Source organism: Eubacterium sp. 1001713B170207_170306_E7 (assembly GCF_015547515.1).
In the GTDB taxonomy this organism is placed as follows: domain Bacteria; phylum Bacillota; class Clostridia; order Eubacteriales; family Eubacteriaceae; genus Eubacterium.
The window spans coordinates 63,720-79,952 of the sequence record NZ_JADMVE010000001.1 but is presented as its reverse complement, the minus strand read 5'-3'; the positions used below and the strand labels follow the sequence as shown (position 1 = coordinate 79,952).

The following is a 16,233-nucleotide window of genomic DNA, read 5'->3' as shown; positions in this document are numbered from 1 at the left end:
TCAACTATATCATATCTATTTTACATAAATAATTCAAGAAAGTCAAAATTCTTATTGCATTATTTTTAAATTTTATGGTATAATAACCTCTGTTTTAGTAGAAGAATAGCGCAAGGGAGGTTGGACAAATGGCTAAAGAATGTTTTGTATGTAAAAAAAGCGTTGTGTCTGGCAACAATGTCACTCACTCTAATAAACATAATAAAAGAGTATGGAGACCTAATTTACAAAAAGTTAAAATTGTACTTGATGGCACTCCACAAAGAGTTAATGTTTGCACCAGATGTTTACGTTCCGGAAAAGTTGAAAGAGCATAGTACCCGTTTCAACTTATAAAACGTGCAGGTTTGATTACTTGCACGTTTTTATTTTACTCATTTACAATATCAACCATCAATATTCCCTGCTCAACCGATATTTCAGGCTGCTTTTCGGCGGTGACATTACTGATGCCATAGCCGGGTATAAAATGTGCCATCTCGCCGTTTTTCACTGGATACTCGAACCCCTTCAGGTTGATCTCCCCGGCATGGTCGGTAAACGCCAGAACCGAAACCGTCGTTCCCACCGGCACATCCAGGACGGCGCGGTCCTTCACCAGAAAGATCCGGTTGTTTTCATTGATAATTTCACCCTGAATCCCTTCTTTCAGAAGACGGTTCAGTAAATAAAGATTCCCGAAGCTGTGGTCAAACCGGTTTCCTAAAGCGCCGAACAGTACCACTTCATCAAACCGCTTCCGGATACAATACTCCACAGCCAGCTCCGTATCCGTTTCGTCCTTATGGGTAGGATGGCGTTCAACGACCACGCCCTTTTCTAAATATTCTGTGAGCAGCCCGGCACGGATTGAGTCCATGTCGCCGATTACCAGCTGTGGTGTTATGTCCAGGGCATGGACAACGTTCGCCCCGCCATCCGCACAGATCACCTCAAAATCCACTGCACTCTCCAGATAATTTTTATAAAAAGTTAAGTTTTCATACTGTCCATTTGTAAAAACGACTGCTTTCATTCTAATAGTCACTTCTCTTATTTTTTATTTCATTCAAAAGATAGCTGTAGTGCTCATACCGCACCGGGCTGATCTCACCGCTCTCAAGCTGCGCTTTCACCGCGCAGCCAGGCTCGCTCTGGTGGAGACAGCTGGCAAAGCGGCAGGCGCCCTCCTCAAATTCCGGGAAATAGAAACGGAGGTCTTCCTTTTCTATTTCCCTGTCCAGCTTCAGCGACGAAAACCCAGGGGTATCCAGTAAATACCCGCCGGCCTTTAAATCCAACAGCTCAACATGGCGTGTTGTGTGCTTGCCGCGGTTAAGCTTCTGGCTGAGCTCGCCGGTTTCCATGGCTCCCGCCTCACACAGCCGGTTGGCCAGCGTTGATTTGCCCACACCCGACGGTCCTGCCAGAAAGGCTGTTTTGCCCTCTATTTCGGCCTCTATCGCTTCCAGGGCAATGTTATCCGTCTGATCAAAAGCAAAGCATTTATAGGGCGTTTTGGCGTAAATAGCCCTAATCCTCTGCAGCTCACCCGCGTCCACAAGATCGGTTTTTGTAATGCAGATGATCGGCTCAACAGCTTTCATTTCCGACGCGATCAGCAGCTTATCCAAAAGCAGCAGGTTCGGGCTCGGATTTTCTCCGGCAAACACAATTAACGCCACGTCTACATTGGATACAGGCGGGCGTACAAATTCGTTTTTTCTCGGTTTTATTTCATCAATTGCCAGTTCGTCCTGGTCATTCTCAACCACTTCCACAAAATCGCCGACCATGGGCTTGATTTTCTGATGCCTGAAAATACCGCGGGCCTTACATTCTAATAAAGAAGCGGAACCGTCGGGTCTTACATAGTAAAACCCTCCGATTCCCTTGATAATTCTTCCTGAGATTCTATTTTTTTTCATATTCATTGACAACAATACCGTTATTAATTGCCGCCTCCACCTTCTTCAGGCGACGGTGATGGCTTAGGCGTTGGGGTTGGGGTCGGTTCTGGCGTCGGGGTCGGCGTCGGGGCCGGCTTTCCGCTGCTGACGACAAAATTAATCGAAGTGCCTCTTTCGGTCTGGGTGCCTTCGGTCGGCGACTGACTGATAACAAGACCAGCGCTTACCGTGTCGCTTTCACTGGTCGTTACTCTGCCAACACTCAGTCCGCTGTCCTCAATCTGTGCCTCCGCGGCGGATTCGCTCATTCCAACGATGCCAGGAACTGTTACAAGATCCTGCCCCTTGCTGACATAGAGCGTGATACTGGTTCCTTCAGCAACGCTGACGCCCTCACCGGGATCAACCGAATAAACTATGCCGGTGGCGACATCACTGTTGTACTCACGCTTAACATTCTTAACCAGCTTCAGTTTATCAATGGCCGCGGTGGCTTCCGCCTCGGTCAGTCCGATAACCTTTGGTACCGTGACATTCTGTGTCCCCTTACTCACATTTACCTTAACAGTCTGTCCCTTTTTCATTTCTCTGCCTTCTTCAGGATTCTGAGAAACGATTTTGCCGGCTTCAACATCCGAGCTGTATACCTGGCTCTCTACTTCCAGCTTTAATCCAACCTTTTCCAGTTCCTGGGCCGCCTGCTCCTGAGTCATGTTCTTAACGTTCGGAACCATGACCGCTTTTGTGGACAATGTGTTCATCAGGATAACGATCAGGATGACCGCCAGAATTCCTCCGGCGATGGAAAAACCAATGATTTTTTTCTTTTTCTTCCGCTGGGCCAGCGCCAGGTCATCTTCCTCTTCCTCATCGTCTTCGGGATAACCGCTTTCGATGGGGCCCGTAACCGGCTCAATTTTAAAGAGTCCTTCATCGCCGATAATCTGTGTTTCACTGGTGGCGGCAGCGCCGTTATCGCCCACTGCCGCATTGGCGTCCACCATGATCTTTTCAAGATCATCGATGAGCTCATCCATATTCTGGTAGCGTTCTTCAGGCTTTTTACGCGTCAGTTTAACCACAACATCATTGACACTGGCCGGAATGTCCGGCAGGATTTCCTTCGGAGGTACCAGCTCCTCCTGAATATGCTTGATGGCAATGGTCACTGTGTTTTCTTCGTCAAAGGGAAGCTGCCCGGTCAGCAGCTCATAGTACATGATGCCGAGAGAATAGAGATCGGAACGCTCGTCCACGAACCCGCCTCTCGCCTGTTCAGGTGAGATATAGTGAACAGAGCCCATGGTCTGGTTGGTCATGGTTACTGTAGAGCTGGTGATGGCTCTCGCAATCCCAAAATCCGCAACCTTTGGCACCAAATCACGGGTCAAAAGAATGTTGTGAGGTTTTATATCCCGGTGAATAATCTTATGCTCATGGGCGCATTTAAGCGCAGCCGCCACGTCTATAATGAAGCGGGTCGCTTCCTTATAATCAAGATGGCCTTTTTTATTCAAGTACTGCTTCAGGGTAATGCCGTCCACATACTCCATAATGATATAATAAATATCCCCCTCTACGCCCACATCGTAAACAGAAACAATATTCGGGTGGGAAAGCCCCGCGGCCGCCTGGGACTCGCGGTCAAACTTTTTGATGAATTGTTCGTTTTCTGTGTACTCTTCACGCAAAACCTTAACCGCGACGTAGCGGTTAAGCTTACGGTCCTTTGCTTTGTAAACATAGGCCATGCCGCCGCGCCCGATCAACTCAATTATCTCGTAGCGATTGTTCAAGACCTTACTAATCATTGGCAGTTACCTCTTCCTTTGGGTTAAACAGTACAACGGTTATATTATCATTACCCCCGTTGTGGTTTGCTAAGTTAATCAATTCTTTGGTCGCGTCTTCCAGAGAATGCGTTAAGACAATTTCCCGAATAGCCCCTTCGTCAACCATATTGTAAAGACCGTCGGAACAAATCAAAATGACATCCTCCGGGGTTACCTGATAATCATACAGGTCTGGCTGAACAATATCGTCTGTGCCGAGGGCACGGGTAATGACGTTTTTCTGAGGATGGACACTAGCTTCCACCGAAGTGATTTTCCCCTCATCCACTAGCACCTGAACCAATGAGTGGTCCTTTGTTAACTGCTCCATTCCAGCTTTGTTAATGCGGTAAGCCCGGCTGTCGCCCACATGGATAACGCCCAGACGTCCACCATCCAGGATGCACATGGTCAGAGTGGTTGCCATACCAAGACACTCTTCACAATTACGGCTCACATCAAGAATCTCATGATTGATTGCATTGACAAAACGGTACATTTCGTCATAGTCAAAATAATTTTCGACATCTGACAATTTTTCTTTTATATAATCAACAGCCATCTGGCTGGCGATTTCACCGGAACGGTGACCGCCAAGACCATCGGCTACTGCGAAGACATAGTATTTTCTTCCACTGTTTTCAATGGTAGCCGCCAGACAAGCGTCCTGATTTACTTTTCGCTTGGCGCCTATATTTGAAGAATACGCACACTTCATCTCATCACCTCTTTATTCCGTCTGCTTTTTGGCGCAGCTGGCCACAGGCCGCATCGATATTATCGCCTATTTTCCTTCTAATTGTACAAGTAATACCGCGCTTTTTCAACTCATTGCTAAAAAAATTTACATTTCGGCTTCCCCTGTACGCACTTTCCGTAACCGGATTCAGGCCGATCAAATTAACATGGCAGGGCATTTTCCCCAGTATTTCAGCAAGCTCAGCGACATCCTCGGGACGGTCATTGAATCCCTCGATTAATGCGTATTCAAAGGTGATTCTCCGCTTTGTTTTTGTAAAATAATCGTTACAAACCTTAAGAAGTTCTTCAATTTTATATTTTTTTGCAATGGGCATCAGCGTTTCACGGCGGTCCTGGAAGGGCGAATGCAGTGAAATCGCCAGATTAATCTGAAGGTCCAGCTCCGCAAAGGCTTCAATCTGCGGGACAAGGCCGCAGGTGGAAAGTGTGATTTTGCGCTGTCCAATCCCCCAGCCCTCATTTGCGATATTCAAAAATTTCAGTATGTTTTCATAATTATCAAAAGGCTCGCCAATGCCCATGATCACGACATTGGAAATCCGTATTCCAGCTTCCTGCTCGACCAGATAGATCTGATCGAGAATTTCGCCTGCTTCAAGATCTCGGATTTTCCCACCTCTTGTGGACGCGCAGAAGGCACAGCCCATCCGGCATCCCACCTGGCTGGAAACACACAGAGAATAGCCGTGATGATAGGACATCAGCACCGTTTCGATGCTGTTGCCGTCTGGCAGGCGGATTAGGTATTTTTTAGTCCCATCGACAGGGTCTTCCTGCAGCCTTTCAATTTTTCCATGCTCGATACCGTATTGTGCTTTCAGCTTTTCCCGGAGTTCTTTTGAAAGATTGGTACAAGCCTCGAGATTTTCCGCTTTCTTTTCATACAGCCATTGAAAAAGCTGTTTTCCCCTGAAGGAAGGCTCTCCGGCTGCTTCCATCAGCGTTTTACATTCGTTTAATGTCTTTCCAAATATATTTTCCATCAGAAAATGGATTACCTTTCTATCCAATTAAAAATCCGGCATAAAGCCGGATTCTAATTTAGTCAATCACTTTTATTTATTATAACACAAATTCTAACAAGATTAACAATCTTTTTTCAGCTTCGCCATAAAAAAGCCGTCACAGCCATCGTCGAGGGGGCTGGTGTGCCGTCCGTTCATCTCGCCGGGCGCCACTTTCATAAAGGGATATTCCCTCAGCACCCGCTCGATCTGTCCTTCATTTTCGTCACGGTTGACCGTGCAGGTACAATAGACCAGTGTTCCTCCTGGCTTCAGATACAGAACCGCGTGGTCGAGAAGCTGTCTCTGGATGCGGGTCAGCTCTTTGCGGGCTTCCCTGGTGACGGTGTAGCGTATCTCAGGCTTTCTTCTGATAATTCCAAGGCCTGAGCACGGCGCGTCCAGCAGTATCCTGTCAAAGGCTTCCCGATCCTCTGGCCTGAAAATACATCCGTCTGTTTTCTGCGTTTCAATATTACGGATACCAAGGCGTTCGGCCGTTTCCTCAATCAGCTTGAGACGGCTGTCGAAAATATCACGGGCGATTATTGTCCCCTCATTGTCCATTATCTGGCTCAAATGCGTCGTTTTTCCACCTGGTGCGGCGCACATATCCAGTACACGGTCCTTTTTCTGGGGCGCTAAAAGCCGCGCTGCCATCATGGCACCCTGGTCCTGAATCATAAAACAGCCCGCTGTAAACAGCGGATCCCGCTGCACCTGGCTCTCAAAACTCCCCAGTCTGCTTAAATGCAGGGCATCGCTGTCCAGCTTGCCCTCCGCACAGTCTATTCCCTGCTCAGAAAGCTTCTGCGCCAGGGTATGCCGGTCAAGCTTAAGGGTGTTGACTCTTATGGTAAACGGCGGTTTTTCATTGAGCAATGGGATGATCGCTTCAGCCTGTCTGGCACCGTAGGTTTCATAGTATTTATGAATAATCCAGACCGGTATGGAGTAACGCACTGACAGCGCTTCCTTCTCATTGCTGAAGGAAGAAAAATCAAAGGCTGCATCCGCATCTCTGCCCCGGAGCACATTTCTGAGCACTCCATTGACAAAACCCCTGGCCTTTGGTCTGAGTTTTCCCGTAATTTCCACCGCTTCATTTACCGCCGCGTAGGATGGGATTTTATCCAAAAAATAAATCTGATAAACCGTCATCCTCAGTATCTCCAATACCTCAGGGTCCAGCTTATTCAGATTTTTTGAAACATGCTTTTTTAACAGGTAATCCAGGTACAGCTTATTTTGAAGGGTCCCGTAGACAATATTGAGATAAAGTCCACGGTCCTCTTCTTTATAATGGCTTTCTGAGAGCACTTTTTTGGTTTCCAGATTGGAATAAGCGCCCTCACAGCTCACTCTGAGCAGCGTTTTTACCGCTTGTTCACGAATTTTCATAAGCTGTCAGTTCCTGTTCCGCAACGCCAGCAGACGCAGCAGGTTTAAGAACGCCATGAGCGTACTGGCAACATAGGTTAACGCAGCGGCCCGAAGCACCTTCTTAACGCCCTGTTCTTCGCCCGGAGCAATGAGCTGGTACTCTTCCAGTGCCGCCACTGCTCTGCGGCTCGCGTTAAATTCTACTGGCAGGGTGATAATATAGAACACCAGCGAAACACAGAATAAAATAATGCCAATATTCATCAATGTCGGACCAAAGCCTGTATTCCCTCTGCCAAAGACCAGCCCGATGAAAAACAAAGGCCAGGCAGCATTGGACGCAAAATTACAGACTGGCACAATGGCGTTGCGGAACCGCAGCGGAAAGTAACCTTCCTTATCCTGGATGGCGTGCCCAGTCTCGTGGGCCGCAACGCCGACAGCAGCGATGCTGTCCTGACCGCCGACGCCGCCGGACAGACGCATGACCTTATGTCTGGGATCATAATGGTCTGTCAGGTTCCCGCCAATGCTCTCAATGCCAATGTTGCTGAGTCCATTAATATCCAGCAGCTTTCGCGCTGCTTCGGCCCCGGTCAGGCCATTGCGCGTCCGTACACGGCTGTAGGTTTTATAAGCGCTGCTGACCTGATACTGTGCATAGGCGGCCAGAATAAGCCCAGGTATCAAGATCAGCATTGAGCTGTAGTAACTTAAAAACATTTTATTTTCCTCACAATTTTAATTATTTGTGACCTATTATACAAAAACTCTCTAAAATCAAGCTTAATCTATTCAAACCGTGAGCCTGATTCGATGGTATTCCCATTGAAATAGACCTTCGACGGCATTCTTTTCTTGCCTGGCATCTGAATTTCTCCAATGGCGAGGGCGCCATCCCCGGTTTTTACAACTAAACCGCTCTTAGTGTTTGCCTGCAGGACTATTCCGGGGAGTTCTTCCCCGGAATAGTCCAAGCGTACCGGCGCAAAGCATTTTATCTTTTCACCGTTCAATTCAGTGTAAGCGCTTGGAAAAGGATCGGTTCCGTTAATACGGCGCAGAATTTCAAAGCTGCTCTGGTTCCAGTCAAGCTTTCCGGTTGTCTTTTCAACCTTATCCGCATAAGTTGCCAGAGCCTCGTCCTGCTTTTCGGGCACCGCTGTTCCTGCCGCCAGAGCCTCCAGCGTATCAATCAGCAGCTCCGCTCCCTTTTCTGCCAGAAGATCATGAAGCCGGCCAACGGTGGTGGTCTCATCAATAGGCACATGCACCTTTGAGAGCATATCGCCCGTATCCATACCGACATCCATTTTCATTATGGTAACGCCCGACTCGGCTTCGCCGTCAATAATGGCATGATGCACTGGCGCGGCGCCGCGATATTTAGGCAGCAGCGAACCGTGTATGTTCACAGAGCCCAGGGGCGGCATAAAAAGTATTTCCTCAGACAATATCTGTCCATAGGCGGCCACCACAAAGACATCCGCCTCCAATAGCCGCAGCGCTTCAACCGCTTCCGGGGTTTTAATCTTCTCTGGCTGAAGCACAGGAATTCCAAGCTCCAGCGCCCGCTGCTTGACTGGTAAAAACTTTATTTTTTTACCGCGCTGGTTTGGACGGTCGGGCTGAGCGACCACAGCCGCCACATCATGCCCGGCTTCCACCAGCTTATTGAGGGCAGGAACCGCAAAATCAGTGGTTCCCATCAATATGACACGTAGTTTTTTCATTTAACGACCCTGTCCAGAAACACAATGCCATTCAGGTGATCAACCTCATGGCACACTGCCCGGGCCATGAGCCCCTGGCATTCCATTTCGTAGCGGTCACCACTCAGATCCGTGTATTCAACCGTGACAAGCTCCGGGCGCTCTACCTTGCCGGAACGGTCTGGAAAGCTTAAGCAGGCTTCCTCCTCGATGACGGATCCCTCCTGCTTTGTAATTTCCGGATTAATCAAGGTCACCGGGCCTTCTCCAATATCAATTACGATGAGCTGTTTCAACACGCCAACCTGCGGCGCGGCCAAGCCGACGCCCTCCTCAGCATACATTGTATCCAGCATATCTTTTTGCAATTCAATGATCCGATCATTTATTTCAGTAATTTCACGGGTTTTTTTTCTCAGAATCGGATCGTCGTTTACCCGCATTTTTCTTATCGCCATATTTTCTCCTTTCTAAAGGGTCGCAGGAGGATCAATTTCGATTGACACCTTTGAGGCCAGCCGTTCGATTTCCCCTGCCGCCGTTATTTCTTCAATTATATGTTTAAAGACTTCCAAATCCTTTGTTTTTAATAAAATTTTCCAGCGAATCTGCCCGTTCCCACGGATCACGCCGGATAAAAAGGGCTCAAAAACTTCCACAGCGCCCTTATGTCCGCAGGCTTTTTTCAGCGAATGGTAAAAAACCCGGCTGTCCGCTGCCACCTGCGTCTCATCTGAATGAAAGAGGCTGAACAGCACAATGTGCTTTTCCGGCGGATAGCCCATGAGGCTCCGGTATTCAAACTCCTGCCTGTAAAAATCTTCTGGGTCCTCTGAGATCAACGCCTCATTGGTGATATTGTCCGGCTCATAGGTTTGAATCAGGCATGGGGTATCTTCAGCCATCCTGTTAAAAAAACGCTTGTAAAGCTGATAGGCGTTTTCCGATGAACTGTAATCTCCGTGGTTCAGATCGCTGTCGATGAGCAGCGCAGCGGCCAGGCCGATATTTTGAAAGTCAAAATTTCTCAGCAGCATACGCGTTCCCAAGATAATATCCCAGCTTTTTTCTGAGAGCTCACGGTTGATTCTTTTAAAATCATCATAGCAGGCAACGGTTTCGCCGTCAAGCTTTAAAATACGACAATCCGGATAACGGTTTTTAAGCAGCTCATAGACCTGGTCTATGCCTAGTCCCAGCGCCTTGATTTTTTTCTCGCCGCATTCAGGACAGACAGCGTTCCTTTTTTTAGTATACCCGCAGTAATGGCATTTTAAAACATCACCGCCTGCATAGTATTTCAGACTAACCCCACAGGTCGGGCACTTTTCCACATAGCCGCAGCTCCTGCAAAAGACATAGGACGCGTAGCCGCGCTTATTGATGAGCAGCGCCGCGGTTTTTTTCTCCGCCAAGGTCTTTTCAAGACAATCTCTGAGGCGGTGGCTCATAAAGTCAAAATTCCCCGACTTCATTTCGCTCTGCATATCAATAATCGCTGGCACAGGCTTTTTTCTTACAAAGCATGGGGCATTATGAATCCCTGTCCAGTGACCGGTTTCTGTCTTTTTCATCGCCATCACAGAAGGCAACTCGTCACTGATGACCAGCTCTGCGCCACAGAGCGCGGCGTATTCCTGAGCAAGGGTAATGGTGTTGTACCTGGGCATGGCCGCCGCATAATAGGACGGATCGCGCTCCTCATCCACAATGATGAGCCCCAGCCTTTTGAAGGGCATAAAAAGCGCTGCCCGTGAGCCAACCAGTACCTTTATCTCACCGCAGCTCACCCGTTTAAAAATCTGATAACGCTCCTTCTGGCTCATCTTTCCATGGCAGACGGCCACGGCGTTTCCAAAATAGCGGTAAAGCAGGGCCCTTGTCTCAAGGGAAAGTCCAATTTCAGGAAACAGCATCACGGCTGTTTTTTCCCGGCTCAGGCAATCCTCCACCAACTTGCAGTAAAACATGAGCTTGGTCATTGCGTCCTCTTCAAAAACAAAGCAGGGCCTTTCCTCCTCACGTTTTTCTAAAAACCGCTGATATAAAAAGGCGCTGCCCTCAGAAAGCTCAATCGCTTCAGTCACCGCTTTTCCGGATGGCGCCGCGCAGCTTGTATCCCGTTCATAGCCTGTCACCAGGCCTTTTTTCTCCAGGGCACACAGACTGCCGCCAACATCGCCCAAAAGGTCACAGAGCTCTCTTCTGGTAAAATCTCTTACCGCCAGCAGCTCAAGAATCTGTTTTTGCACCGGTCCGCGCACTGCTTCTCTTTTCTCAAGCCGGTAAACTCTTTCGGTGGACTCGTAGGAGGTAAAGACAATCCGGTTCTCATGTGGGTCTTCCTCCGAAACCGCTGAGCGTCTGACGATTTTTACAGGGCTTGTAAAATGATAAAGGCCCTCATAAAACAAAGAACAGTAGGCGCTTTTCATCCACAGGCATAAAGCGATTTGTTCCTTTGTTAAAATCGGGCTTTCATCAATAACGGCTTCGAGTTCTTTGATTTTTTCCGGATAAGCGGTTTCCTCTTTCACACGGACCACAAAGCCCTCAAGCTGACGGTTTCCATTCCCGAAGGTTACGCCAACGCGCACCCCGGGAACAACAACCGACTCAAACCTTTCCGGTATTTTATAGTCATAAGGATGATCAATTCGCTTATTCGTCTGATTTAAATAAATCTCAGCAAATTTCACGATCGTTCCTATAAATCTTCAGCCATATCAGCGGTTGTTTCCGCTTCACTAAAAAGATCATCTTCTGGGAAAACAGCGTCTTCAAAAACATCGTCAACTTCTGAAGTCTCCACAGGCTGTACCGGACGTACAAGATCCTGGGCAATCTCGGCTGTGGCGATGGAGACCGGATTATCAATGGTAATCTTGACCAGCGGCTCGTCGCCGTCGATGATTTCCCGGGCTCTTTTGGCCGCTGCCAGCACCAGCTCATATTTATTGCTCGCTTTGGAAATCAGATCGTTGATGGCCGGGTAGCGCATTCCCTTGCTCGCGTAATTCTCTGTAATATTTGGTTTCATTTCTACCTCCCTAAAATATCATTCACTTTATTTTTCAGACGTTCGGTTCTGCATTTTTCAGCAGTGATAATGGATTCGACCTGGCGGGCCGCCACATTTTTATCCTGATTAATGACAATATAGCTGTAATCATCCGCATTGGTCATCTCATCATAGGCGCAGCTCAGGCGCATTTCCATCTGCTCCGCACTCTCCGTCCCACGCATTTCAATTCTTCTGCGCAGCTCTTTCATGGACGGCGGCGCAATAAAGATGTAAATCCCTTCTTTGTAATTCTCCCGAACCTTGGCGGCGCCCTGAATATCAATCTCCAGTATAACATCATACCCTTCTTCGAGTAAATTTTCAACATAATCCTTCGGAGTTCCGTAATAATTATCATAAACCGTCGCGTATTCCAGGTATTTTCCCCGCTCAATACGCTGCTCAAACTCTTCTCTGGTAACAAAGAAGTAATCCTTACCCGGCACCTCATAATTTCTTGGTGAACGGGTGGTCTCAGAAATTGAAAGCCGTATCTCCGGACGGTTCTCACGCACAATTTTACAGACTGTCCCCTTGCCGGCGCAGGAAGGCCCTGAGATCACGATCAGAATTCCCTTTTCCCGTTCAAAAAACTTTTCTTCACTGCTCATCTTTGCTTAAACTCCTCCAATTGTTGACATTTTTATAAAATTATTCGATATTCTGGATCTGTTCGCGGATTTTTTCAATCTCACTTTTAACATCCACAACCAGGTTGGCAATGCCGATGTCACTGGCCTTTGAGCCAATGGTATTGATCTCGCGGTTGAGCTCCTGAACCAGAAAGTCAAGCTTACGCCCTACGGGTTCATCCTCTTCTCCGAGAATTTCTTTCAGACGGCCGGTATGGCTCTTAAGCCGTGTCAGCTCCTCGCTGATATCCAGCTTATCTGCCATAATGGCCACCTCTGTCAGAACACGCTTCTCGTCCACTTCCATGGAATCGGTGTAGGTCTCGATTTTTGCTCTCAGCTCTTCCTGATACTTATTCAGCATCTCCGGACTCTTGGCCTCAATGGCCGAGACGGCTTTTTCAATGGCGGCACAGCGGGCCGCAACGTCCTCTTTGAGCGCCCTTCCTTCACGGCTCCGGCTGGCATCCACCTGTTCCAGCGTTTCCTCGAGTACAGGGGCCATTTTAAGCCAGACGGCTTCATAGTCCACGCCCTCATCCTCAAGACTGACAACATCCGGAAATTTAGCGATCAGGCCAGGGCTCAGATCATCATCGATCATGGAATCCATTGTCTTAATCTCATTTAAAACATTGATATACGCCTTGGCAAGGTCACGGTTAAAAACAATCCGTTTATTCTGGGCGTTAATCTCATTGTATTTGATAAAAACCTCAATGCGGCCGCGTGCGATTTTTTCACTGATGGCCTTTCGGATATTTTCCTCAATGGGATTCAGGGACCGCGGCAGCTTCAGAAAAAAATCTCTGAAGCGGTGGTTAATGGTTTTTATCTCGATTGATATTTCCAGTGCTTCGTCTCTGTAATCCTTTCGGCCAAAACCTGTCATACTTTTCATTTTGTTGCCTCCGTTCTTTTCGGGCTTACAATTCTCTTAAGGCTGCAAACAACGCCTCTTCCGCATCGGGAACCTGCATTTCATAGACTCCCGTAAACACTACCTTTGCCGGTCCTGTCATAAAAACAGCGTTTCCGTCAAGTTCAATGACCAGATCCCCGCCGGACAAACAGGCCTGTACCTTATTGCCAACCAGCCCCATGCGGTTTAACACCGCAACGGTGGCACAGGTACCCGTACCACAGGCCAGCGTACGGCCAACGCCGCGCTCCCAGGTGTCCATGGCAATGCTGTCCGGGCCAAGCACCTCCGCGAAGCTGATATTGCATTTATTGGGGAACATGGGGTGCTTTTCAAAGTATGGGCCGACCTCCTCGATGGGAAAGCTGTCCACACTGTTCACCAGAACCGCCATGTGCGGGTTGCCCATGGACGCGCAGCCATAGGTCAGTTCTTGACCATTATAGGTGATTTTTTCTCCAATGAGCGCCGCCTTATCTGAAACCACAGGAATATCCCGGGGCTCAAAACTGACGTTACCCATGCTTACTTTGATGGTAGATACCCCTCGATAGGATTCTAAAACCTGGACGCCGATTTTCCCGGCCCGGGTTTCAACCTCAAAGGGTTTTGAAGCGTCCACAAGGCCAGCGTCAGCCGCGTACTTGGCAAGGCAGCGGACACCGTTGCCGCACATTTCAGCGACGGAGCCGTCCTGATTGTAATAATTCATGCGCACATCGCAGGACTTTGAGGGCTCGACCAGAATCAAACCATCTGCGCCGATTCCAAAATGCGGCCTGCACATCGCCTCTATTAACTGCGCCGGAAGCTCAATGGACATATCCATATTGTCAATGACGATAAAGTCATTCCCGGCACCCTGCATTTTTGTAAAATTCATTCTTAAGCCTATCTTTCCATTTTCAATTATTTATCTTCTATCATATCCAAAAAACTTCCAAAAAACAACAGGAAATGCTAGAATAATTTGAAAAGATTAAATAAAGAAATAAAATCTTTAAAATAGATGAAGGGAATTGAATCAATGGCATTTGACGGCATTACCACCAAACATTTAATAAACGAATTACAGGAGACCATCACCGGGGGCCGTATCCGTAAAATATACCAGCCGGAAAACGATGAAATCCGAATGACCATTAACAAGGGAAAAGAAAACCATAACCTTTTAATCTCGGCCAACGCCAACAACCCGAGAGTTTACCTGACCGAAAAGCTCAAGGAAAACCCGGGCACACCGCCCAGCTTCTGCATGGTGCTCAGAAAACACCTGCTGAACGGCATTATCGTGGACATCGTCCAGCACGAGACCGACCGGGTCATCGAGTTCAGCGTCTCTGGCAAAAACGAGTTCAACGATGTGGTGGTAAAAAAGCTGATCGTTGAAATCATGGGCCGCAACAGCAATGTTATTTTATTGAACGATAAAACCGACGCCTCCGGCGAAGCACAAGACGGCGAAGATATCATTCTGGACTCCATGAAAAAGGTTGGCTCCGGCTCTAACCGTTACCGCCAGATTCTGCCAGGAAAGGCTTATGTCTACCCGCCGGAAAGCGGCCGCCAGAATTTTCTGACGCTCACCGAAGCCCGCTACGATGAAATGGTGTCGCAAAACGCCGAAACCGTTACAGAGCGCTTTTGGGTACAGTGCTTTCTGGGGCTGAGCCCCATCATTGCCCGGGAGATCTGCTTCAGGGCCGGCCTTAACCCGGAGCTCAAACTGAAGGAATTCTCAAAAAAACAGCTCGGCTACCTGTACCAGTCCTTCGGCGAGATTATGAAAGAAATTGAAAAGGGTTCCGACTGCGGCATTTACTATTTCCGCCGTGAGATCGTGGATTTTTCTACGGTCAGCCTCCACCATATGACAGATAACGCCCGCACTGCCTATACAAGCGTCTCAAAAATGCTGGAGGCCTTTTACTATATCAAGGACAAAAAAATCCGTTTCAAGGCAAAGAGCGCCAATCTGCGCCATCAGCTGGACACCCTGCTGAAAAAAAATTATAAAAAGCTTCAGAACCTGCATCAGGATATGGACAATTCCAAAAAGAATGAAAAAAACAAGCTCTACGGCGATCTCATTACCGCCAATATCTACATGATTCAAAAGGGTATGGAAACCGTGGAGCTGGTGGACTACACCGACCCGGAAATGCGAACGGTCAAGGTTCACCTGAAAGTCAATGAAACGCCTTCCCAGAACGCCCAGCGCTTTTATAAAAAATACAACAAGGGAAAACGGGCGCAGATCCAGCTGGCCGAGCAGATTAAAACCACCGAGGAACAGGTCTACTACCTCGAGAGCCTCACAGGCGGCCTGGATCAATCCACAGAGCTCAATGAGCTGGATGAGATCCGCCACGAGTTCATGCATTCTGAATTTAATAAAAAGGGCCTGACACCCAAGGAGGCCAAGAAAAAGATCGCCGCCTCCAGGCCTCTGCATTTTTTGTCCTCTGAGGGCTTCGATATCTATGTTGGAAAAAACAATTACCAGAATGATTATATTTCCACGCGCCTGGGCGTAGACGAGGACTGCTGGCTTCATGTCAAGGATATTCCAGGCTCACACGTCCTGGTTGTCGCCAATGGACGCTTCATTACAGAAAATACGCTGCTGGAGGCGGGTATGCTGGCAGTATGGCACAGCAAAGCCAAAAACTCCGAAAATGTTCCGGTAGACTATGTCGAGTTCAAGTTTTTAAAAAAACCCAAGAAAGCCAAACCGGGCATGGTCATTTTCACCAATCAAAACACCATGTACGTGACCCCTACCAGGGATAAAATCGCCGCAATCCAGCAGATTTTTGATGAAGGTGAAACCACAACATCAAAATGATGCCGTGAAAGCATCTCAACCTTCAAAAACGTTCATACGACACATACGTCAAAGCGCAGCGACATATGACATAAAAATAAAAGGGGGCATATAAGCATTTTTCAAGATAGTTTATTTATTTTACTATCTTATTGTATAAAAATAAATAAAAAGCGGTCTGTTTAAAAACAAAACAGACCGCTTCC

General features: G+C 47.9%; 16 protein-coding genes. 2 read left to right on the top strand and 14 right to left on the bottom strand.

Annotation, left to right across the window (positions count from 1 at the left end; translation table 11 throughout):
- Window positions 1–128 precede the first annotated feature (128 nt).
- Window positions 129–317: a 50S ribosomal protein L28 gene (gene rpmB / locus I2B62_RS00405; protein WP_081571172.1), complete on the top strand. Its 189-nt coding sequence runs from the start codon at window positions 129–131 to the stop codon at window positions 315–317.
- Window positions 318–370: 53 nt separating this feature from the next.
- On the opposite strand, the gene I2B62_RS00400 is transcribed toward rpmB, so the two are convergent.
- The 14 genes from I2B62_RS00400 to dapF all read right to left on the bottom strand — a co-directional run bounded on the left by I2B62_RS00400 (window position 371) and on the right by dapF (window position 14,083).
- Complete coding sequence (locus I2B62_RS00400) at window positions 371–1,015, bottom strand: thiamine diphosphokinase (protein ID WP_195267012.1); 645 nt, start codon at window positions 1,013–1,015, stop codon at window positions 371–373.
- Window position 1,016: 1 nt separating this feature from the next.
- Window positions 1,017–1,913 carry a ribosome small subunit-dependent GTPase A gene (rsgA, locus tag I2B62_RS00395; RefSeq protein ID WP_195267011.1) on the bottom strand — a complete coding sequence of 299 codons (897 nt, stop codon included), beginning with the start codon at window positions 1,911–1,913 and terminating at the stop codon, window positions 1,017–1,019.
- A gap of 17 nt (window positions 1,914–1,930) precedes the next feature.
- Window positions 1,931–3,700 (bottom strand): Stk1 family PASTA domain-containing Ser/Thr kinase, encoded by a 1,770-nt coding sequence (gene pknB, locus I2B62_RS00390; RefSeq protein WP_195267010.1) that lies wholly within the window; start codon window positions 3,698–3,700, stop codon window positions 1,931–1,933.
- Window positions 3,693–4,439 carry a Stp1/IreP family PP2C-type Ser/Thr phosphatase gene (locus I2B62_RS00385; RefSeq protein ID WP_195267009.1) on the bottom strand — a complete coding sequence of 249 codons (747 nt, stop codon included), beginning with the start codon at window positions 4,437–4,439 and terminating at the stop codon, window positions 3,693–3,695. The genes pknB and I2B62_RS00385 overlap by 8 nt, the downstream gene beginning before the upstream one ends.
- A 4-nt stretch (window positions 4,440–4,443) precedes the next feature.
- On the bottom strand, window positions 4,444–5,466 hold the full coding sequence (rlmN, locus tag I2B62_RS00380; RefSeq protein WP_195267008.1) for a 23S rRNA (adenine(2503)-C(2))-methyltransferase RlmN: 1,023 nt from the start codon (window positions 5,464–5,466) through the stop codon (window positions 4,444–4,446).
- Between the two features lie 102 nt (window positions 5,467–5,568).
- Window positions 5,569–6,888, bottom strand: a complete 1,320-nt coding sequence (gene rsmB, locus I2B62_RS00375) for a 16S rRNA (cytosine(967)-C(5))-methyltransferase RsmB (RefSeq protein WP_195267007.1) — start codon at window positions 6,886–6,888, stop codon at window positions 5,569–5,571.
- 6 nt (window positions 6,889–6,894) lie between these two features.
- Window positions 6,895–7,593, bottom strand: coding sequence for a zinc metallopeptidase (locus I2B62_RS00370; protein ID WP_195267006.1), 699 nt, complete (start codon window positions 7,591–7,593; stop codon window positions 6,895–6,897).
- Window positions 7,594–7,661: 68 nt separating this feature from the next.
- On the bottom strand, window positions 7,662–8,603 hold the full coding sequence (gene fmt / locus I2B62_RS00365) for a methionyl-tRNA formyltransferase (RefSeq protein ID WP_195267005.1): 942 nt from the start codon (window positions 8,601–8,603) through the stop codon (window positions 7,662–7,664).
- The gene (def, locus tag I2B62_RS00360; RefSeq protein WP_195267004.1) at window positions 8,600–9,040 is read right to left on the bottom strand and encodes a peptide deformylase; all 441 of its coding nucleotides are present in this window, start codon (window positions 9,038–9,040) and stop codon (window positions 8,600–8,602) included. The genes fmt and def overlap by 4 nt, the downstream gene beginning before the upstream one ends.
- A gap of 12 nt (window positions 9,041–9,052) precedes the next feature.
- The gene (gene priA / locus I2B62_RS20405) at window positions 9,053–11,281 is read right to left on the bottom strand and encodes a primosomal protein N' (protein WP_195267003.1); all 2,229 of its coding nucleotides are present in this window, start codon (window positions 11,279–11,281) and stop codon (window positions 9,053–9,055) included.
- Between the two features lie 8 nt (window positions 11,282–11,289).
- The gene (gene rpoZ / locus I2B62_RS00350) at window positions 11,290–11,622 is read right to left on the bottom strand and encodes a DNA-directed RNA polymerase subunit omega (protein ID WP_195267002.1); all 333 of its coding nucleotides are present in this window, start codon (window positions 11,620–11,622) and stop codon (window positions 11,290–11,292) included.
- 2 nt (window positions 11,623–11,624) lie between these two features.
- The gene (gmk, locus tag I2B62_RS00345) at window positions 11,625–12,257 is read right to left on the bottom strand and encodes a guanylate kinase (RefSeq protein WP_195267001.1); all 633 of its coding nucleotides are present in this window, start codon (window positions 12,255–12,257) and stop codon (window positions 11,625–11,627) included.
- Between the two features lie 40 nt (window positions 12,258–12,297).
- A complete protein-coding gene (locus tag I2B62_RS00340; RefSeq protein ID WP_195267000.1) occupies window positions 12,298–13,179 on the bottom strand; it encodes a YicC/YloC family endoribonuclease in 882 nt (293 codons plus the stop codon).
- A 25-nt stretch (window positions 13,180–13,204) separates the two neighbouring features.
- On the bottom strand, window positions 13,205–14,083 hold the full coding sequence (gene dapF, locus I2B62_RS00335; RefSeq protein ID WP_195266999.1) for a diaminopimelate epimerase: 879 nt from the start codon (window positions 14,081–14,083) through the stop codon (window positions 13,205–13,207).
- A gap of 144 nt (window positions 14,084–14,227) precedes the next feature.
- Here dapF and I2B62_RS00330 point away from each other — a divergent pair, with 144 nt between their 5' ends.
- Entirely contained in the window at window positions 14,228–16,048 is a 1,821-nt protein-coding gene (locus tag I2B62_RS00330; RefSeq protein ID WP_195266998.1) for an NFACT RNA binding domain-containing protein, read from the top strand.
- The last annotated feature ends 185 nt before the right edge of the window (window positions 16,049–16,233 follow it).

Coding starts and splice junctions, on each gene's coding strand:
- I2B62_RS00340 (WP_195267000.1), bottom strand. CDS start 13,179: ATGAAAAGTATGACAGGTTTTGGCCGAAAGGATTACAGAGACGAAGCA.
- rlmN (WP_195267008.1), bottom strand. CDS start 5,466: ATGGAAAATATATTTGGAAAGACATTAAACGAATGTAAAACGCTGATG.
- rsmB (WP_195267007.1), bottom strand. CDS start 6,888: ATGAAAATTCGTGAACAAGCGGTAAAAACGCTGCTCAGAGTGAGCTGT.
- def (WP_195267004.1), bottom strand. CDS start 9,040: ATGGCGATAAGAAAAATGCGGGTAAACGACGATCCGATTCTGAGAAAA.
- I2B62_RS00330 (WP_195266998.1), top strand. CDS start 14,228: ATGGCATTTGACGGCATTACCACCAAACATTTAATAAACGAATTACAG.
- pknB (WP_195267010.1), bottom strand. CDS start 3,700: ATGATTAGTAAGGTCTTGAACAATCGCTACGAGATAATTGAGTTGATC.
- I2B62_RS00385 (WP_195267009.1), bottom strand. CDS start 4,439: ATGAAGTGTGCGTATTCTTCAAATATAGGCGCCAAGCGAAAAGTAAAT.
- fmt (WP_195267005.1), bottom strand. CDS start 8,603: ATGAAAAAACTACGTGTCATATTGATGGGAACCACTGATTTTGCGGTT.
- rpmB (WP_081571172.1), top strand. CDS start 129: ATGGCTAAAGAATGTTTTGTATGTAAAAAAAGCGTTGTGTCTGGCAAC.
- dapF (WP_195266999.1), bottom strand. CDS start 14,083: ATGAATTTTACAAAAATGCAGGGTGCCGGGAATGACTTTATCGTCATT.
- I2B62_RS00370 (WP_195267006.1), bottom strand. CDS start 7,593: ATGTTTTTAAGTTACTACAGCTCAATGCTGATCTTGATACCTGGGCTT.
- rpoZ (WP_195267002.1), bottom strand. CDS start 11,622: ATGAAACCAAATATTACAGAGAATTACGCGAGCAAGGGAATGCGCTAC.
- gmk (WP_195267001.1), bottom strand. CDS start 12,257: ATGAGCAGTGAAGAAAAGTTTTTTGAACGGGAAAAGGGAATTCTGATC.
- I2B62_RS00400 (WP_195267012.1), bottom strand. CDS start 1,015: ATGAAAGCAGTCGTTTTTACAAATGGACAGTATGAAAACTTAACTTTT.
- rsgA (WP_195267011.1), bottom strand. CDS start 1,913: ATGAATATGAAAAAAAATAGAATCTCAGGAAGAATTATCAAGGGAATC.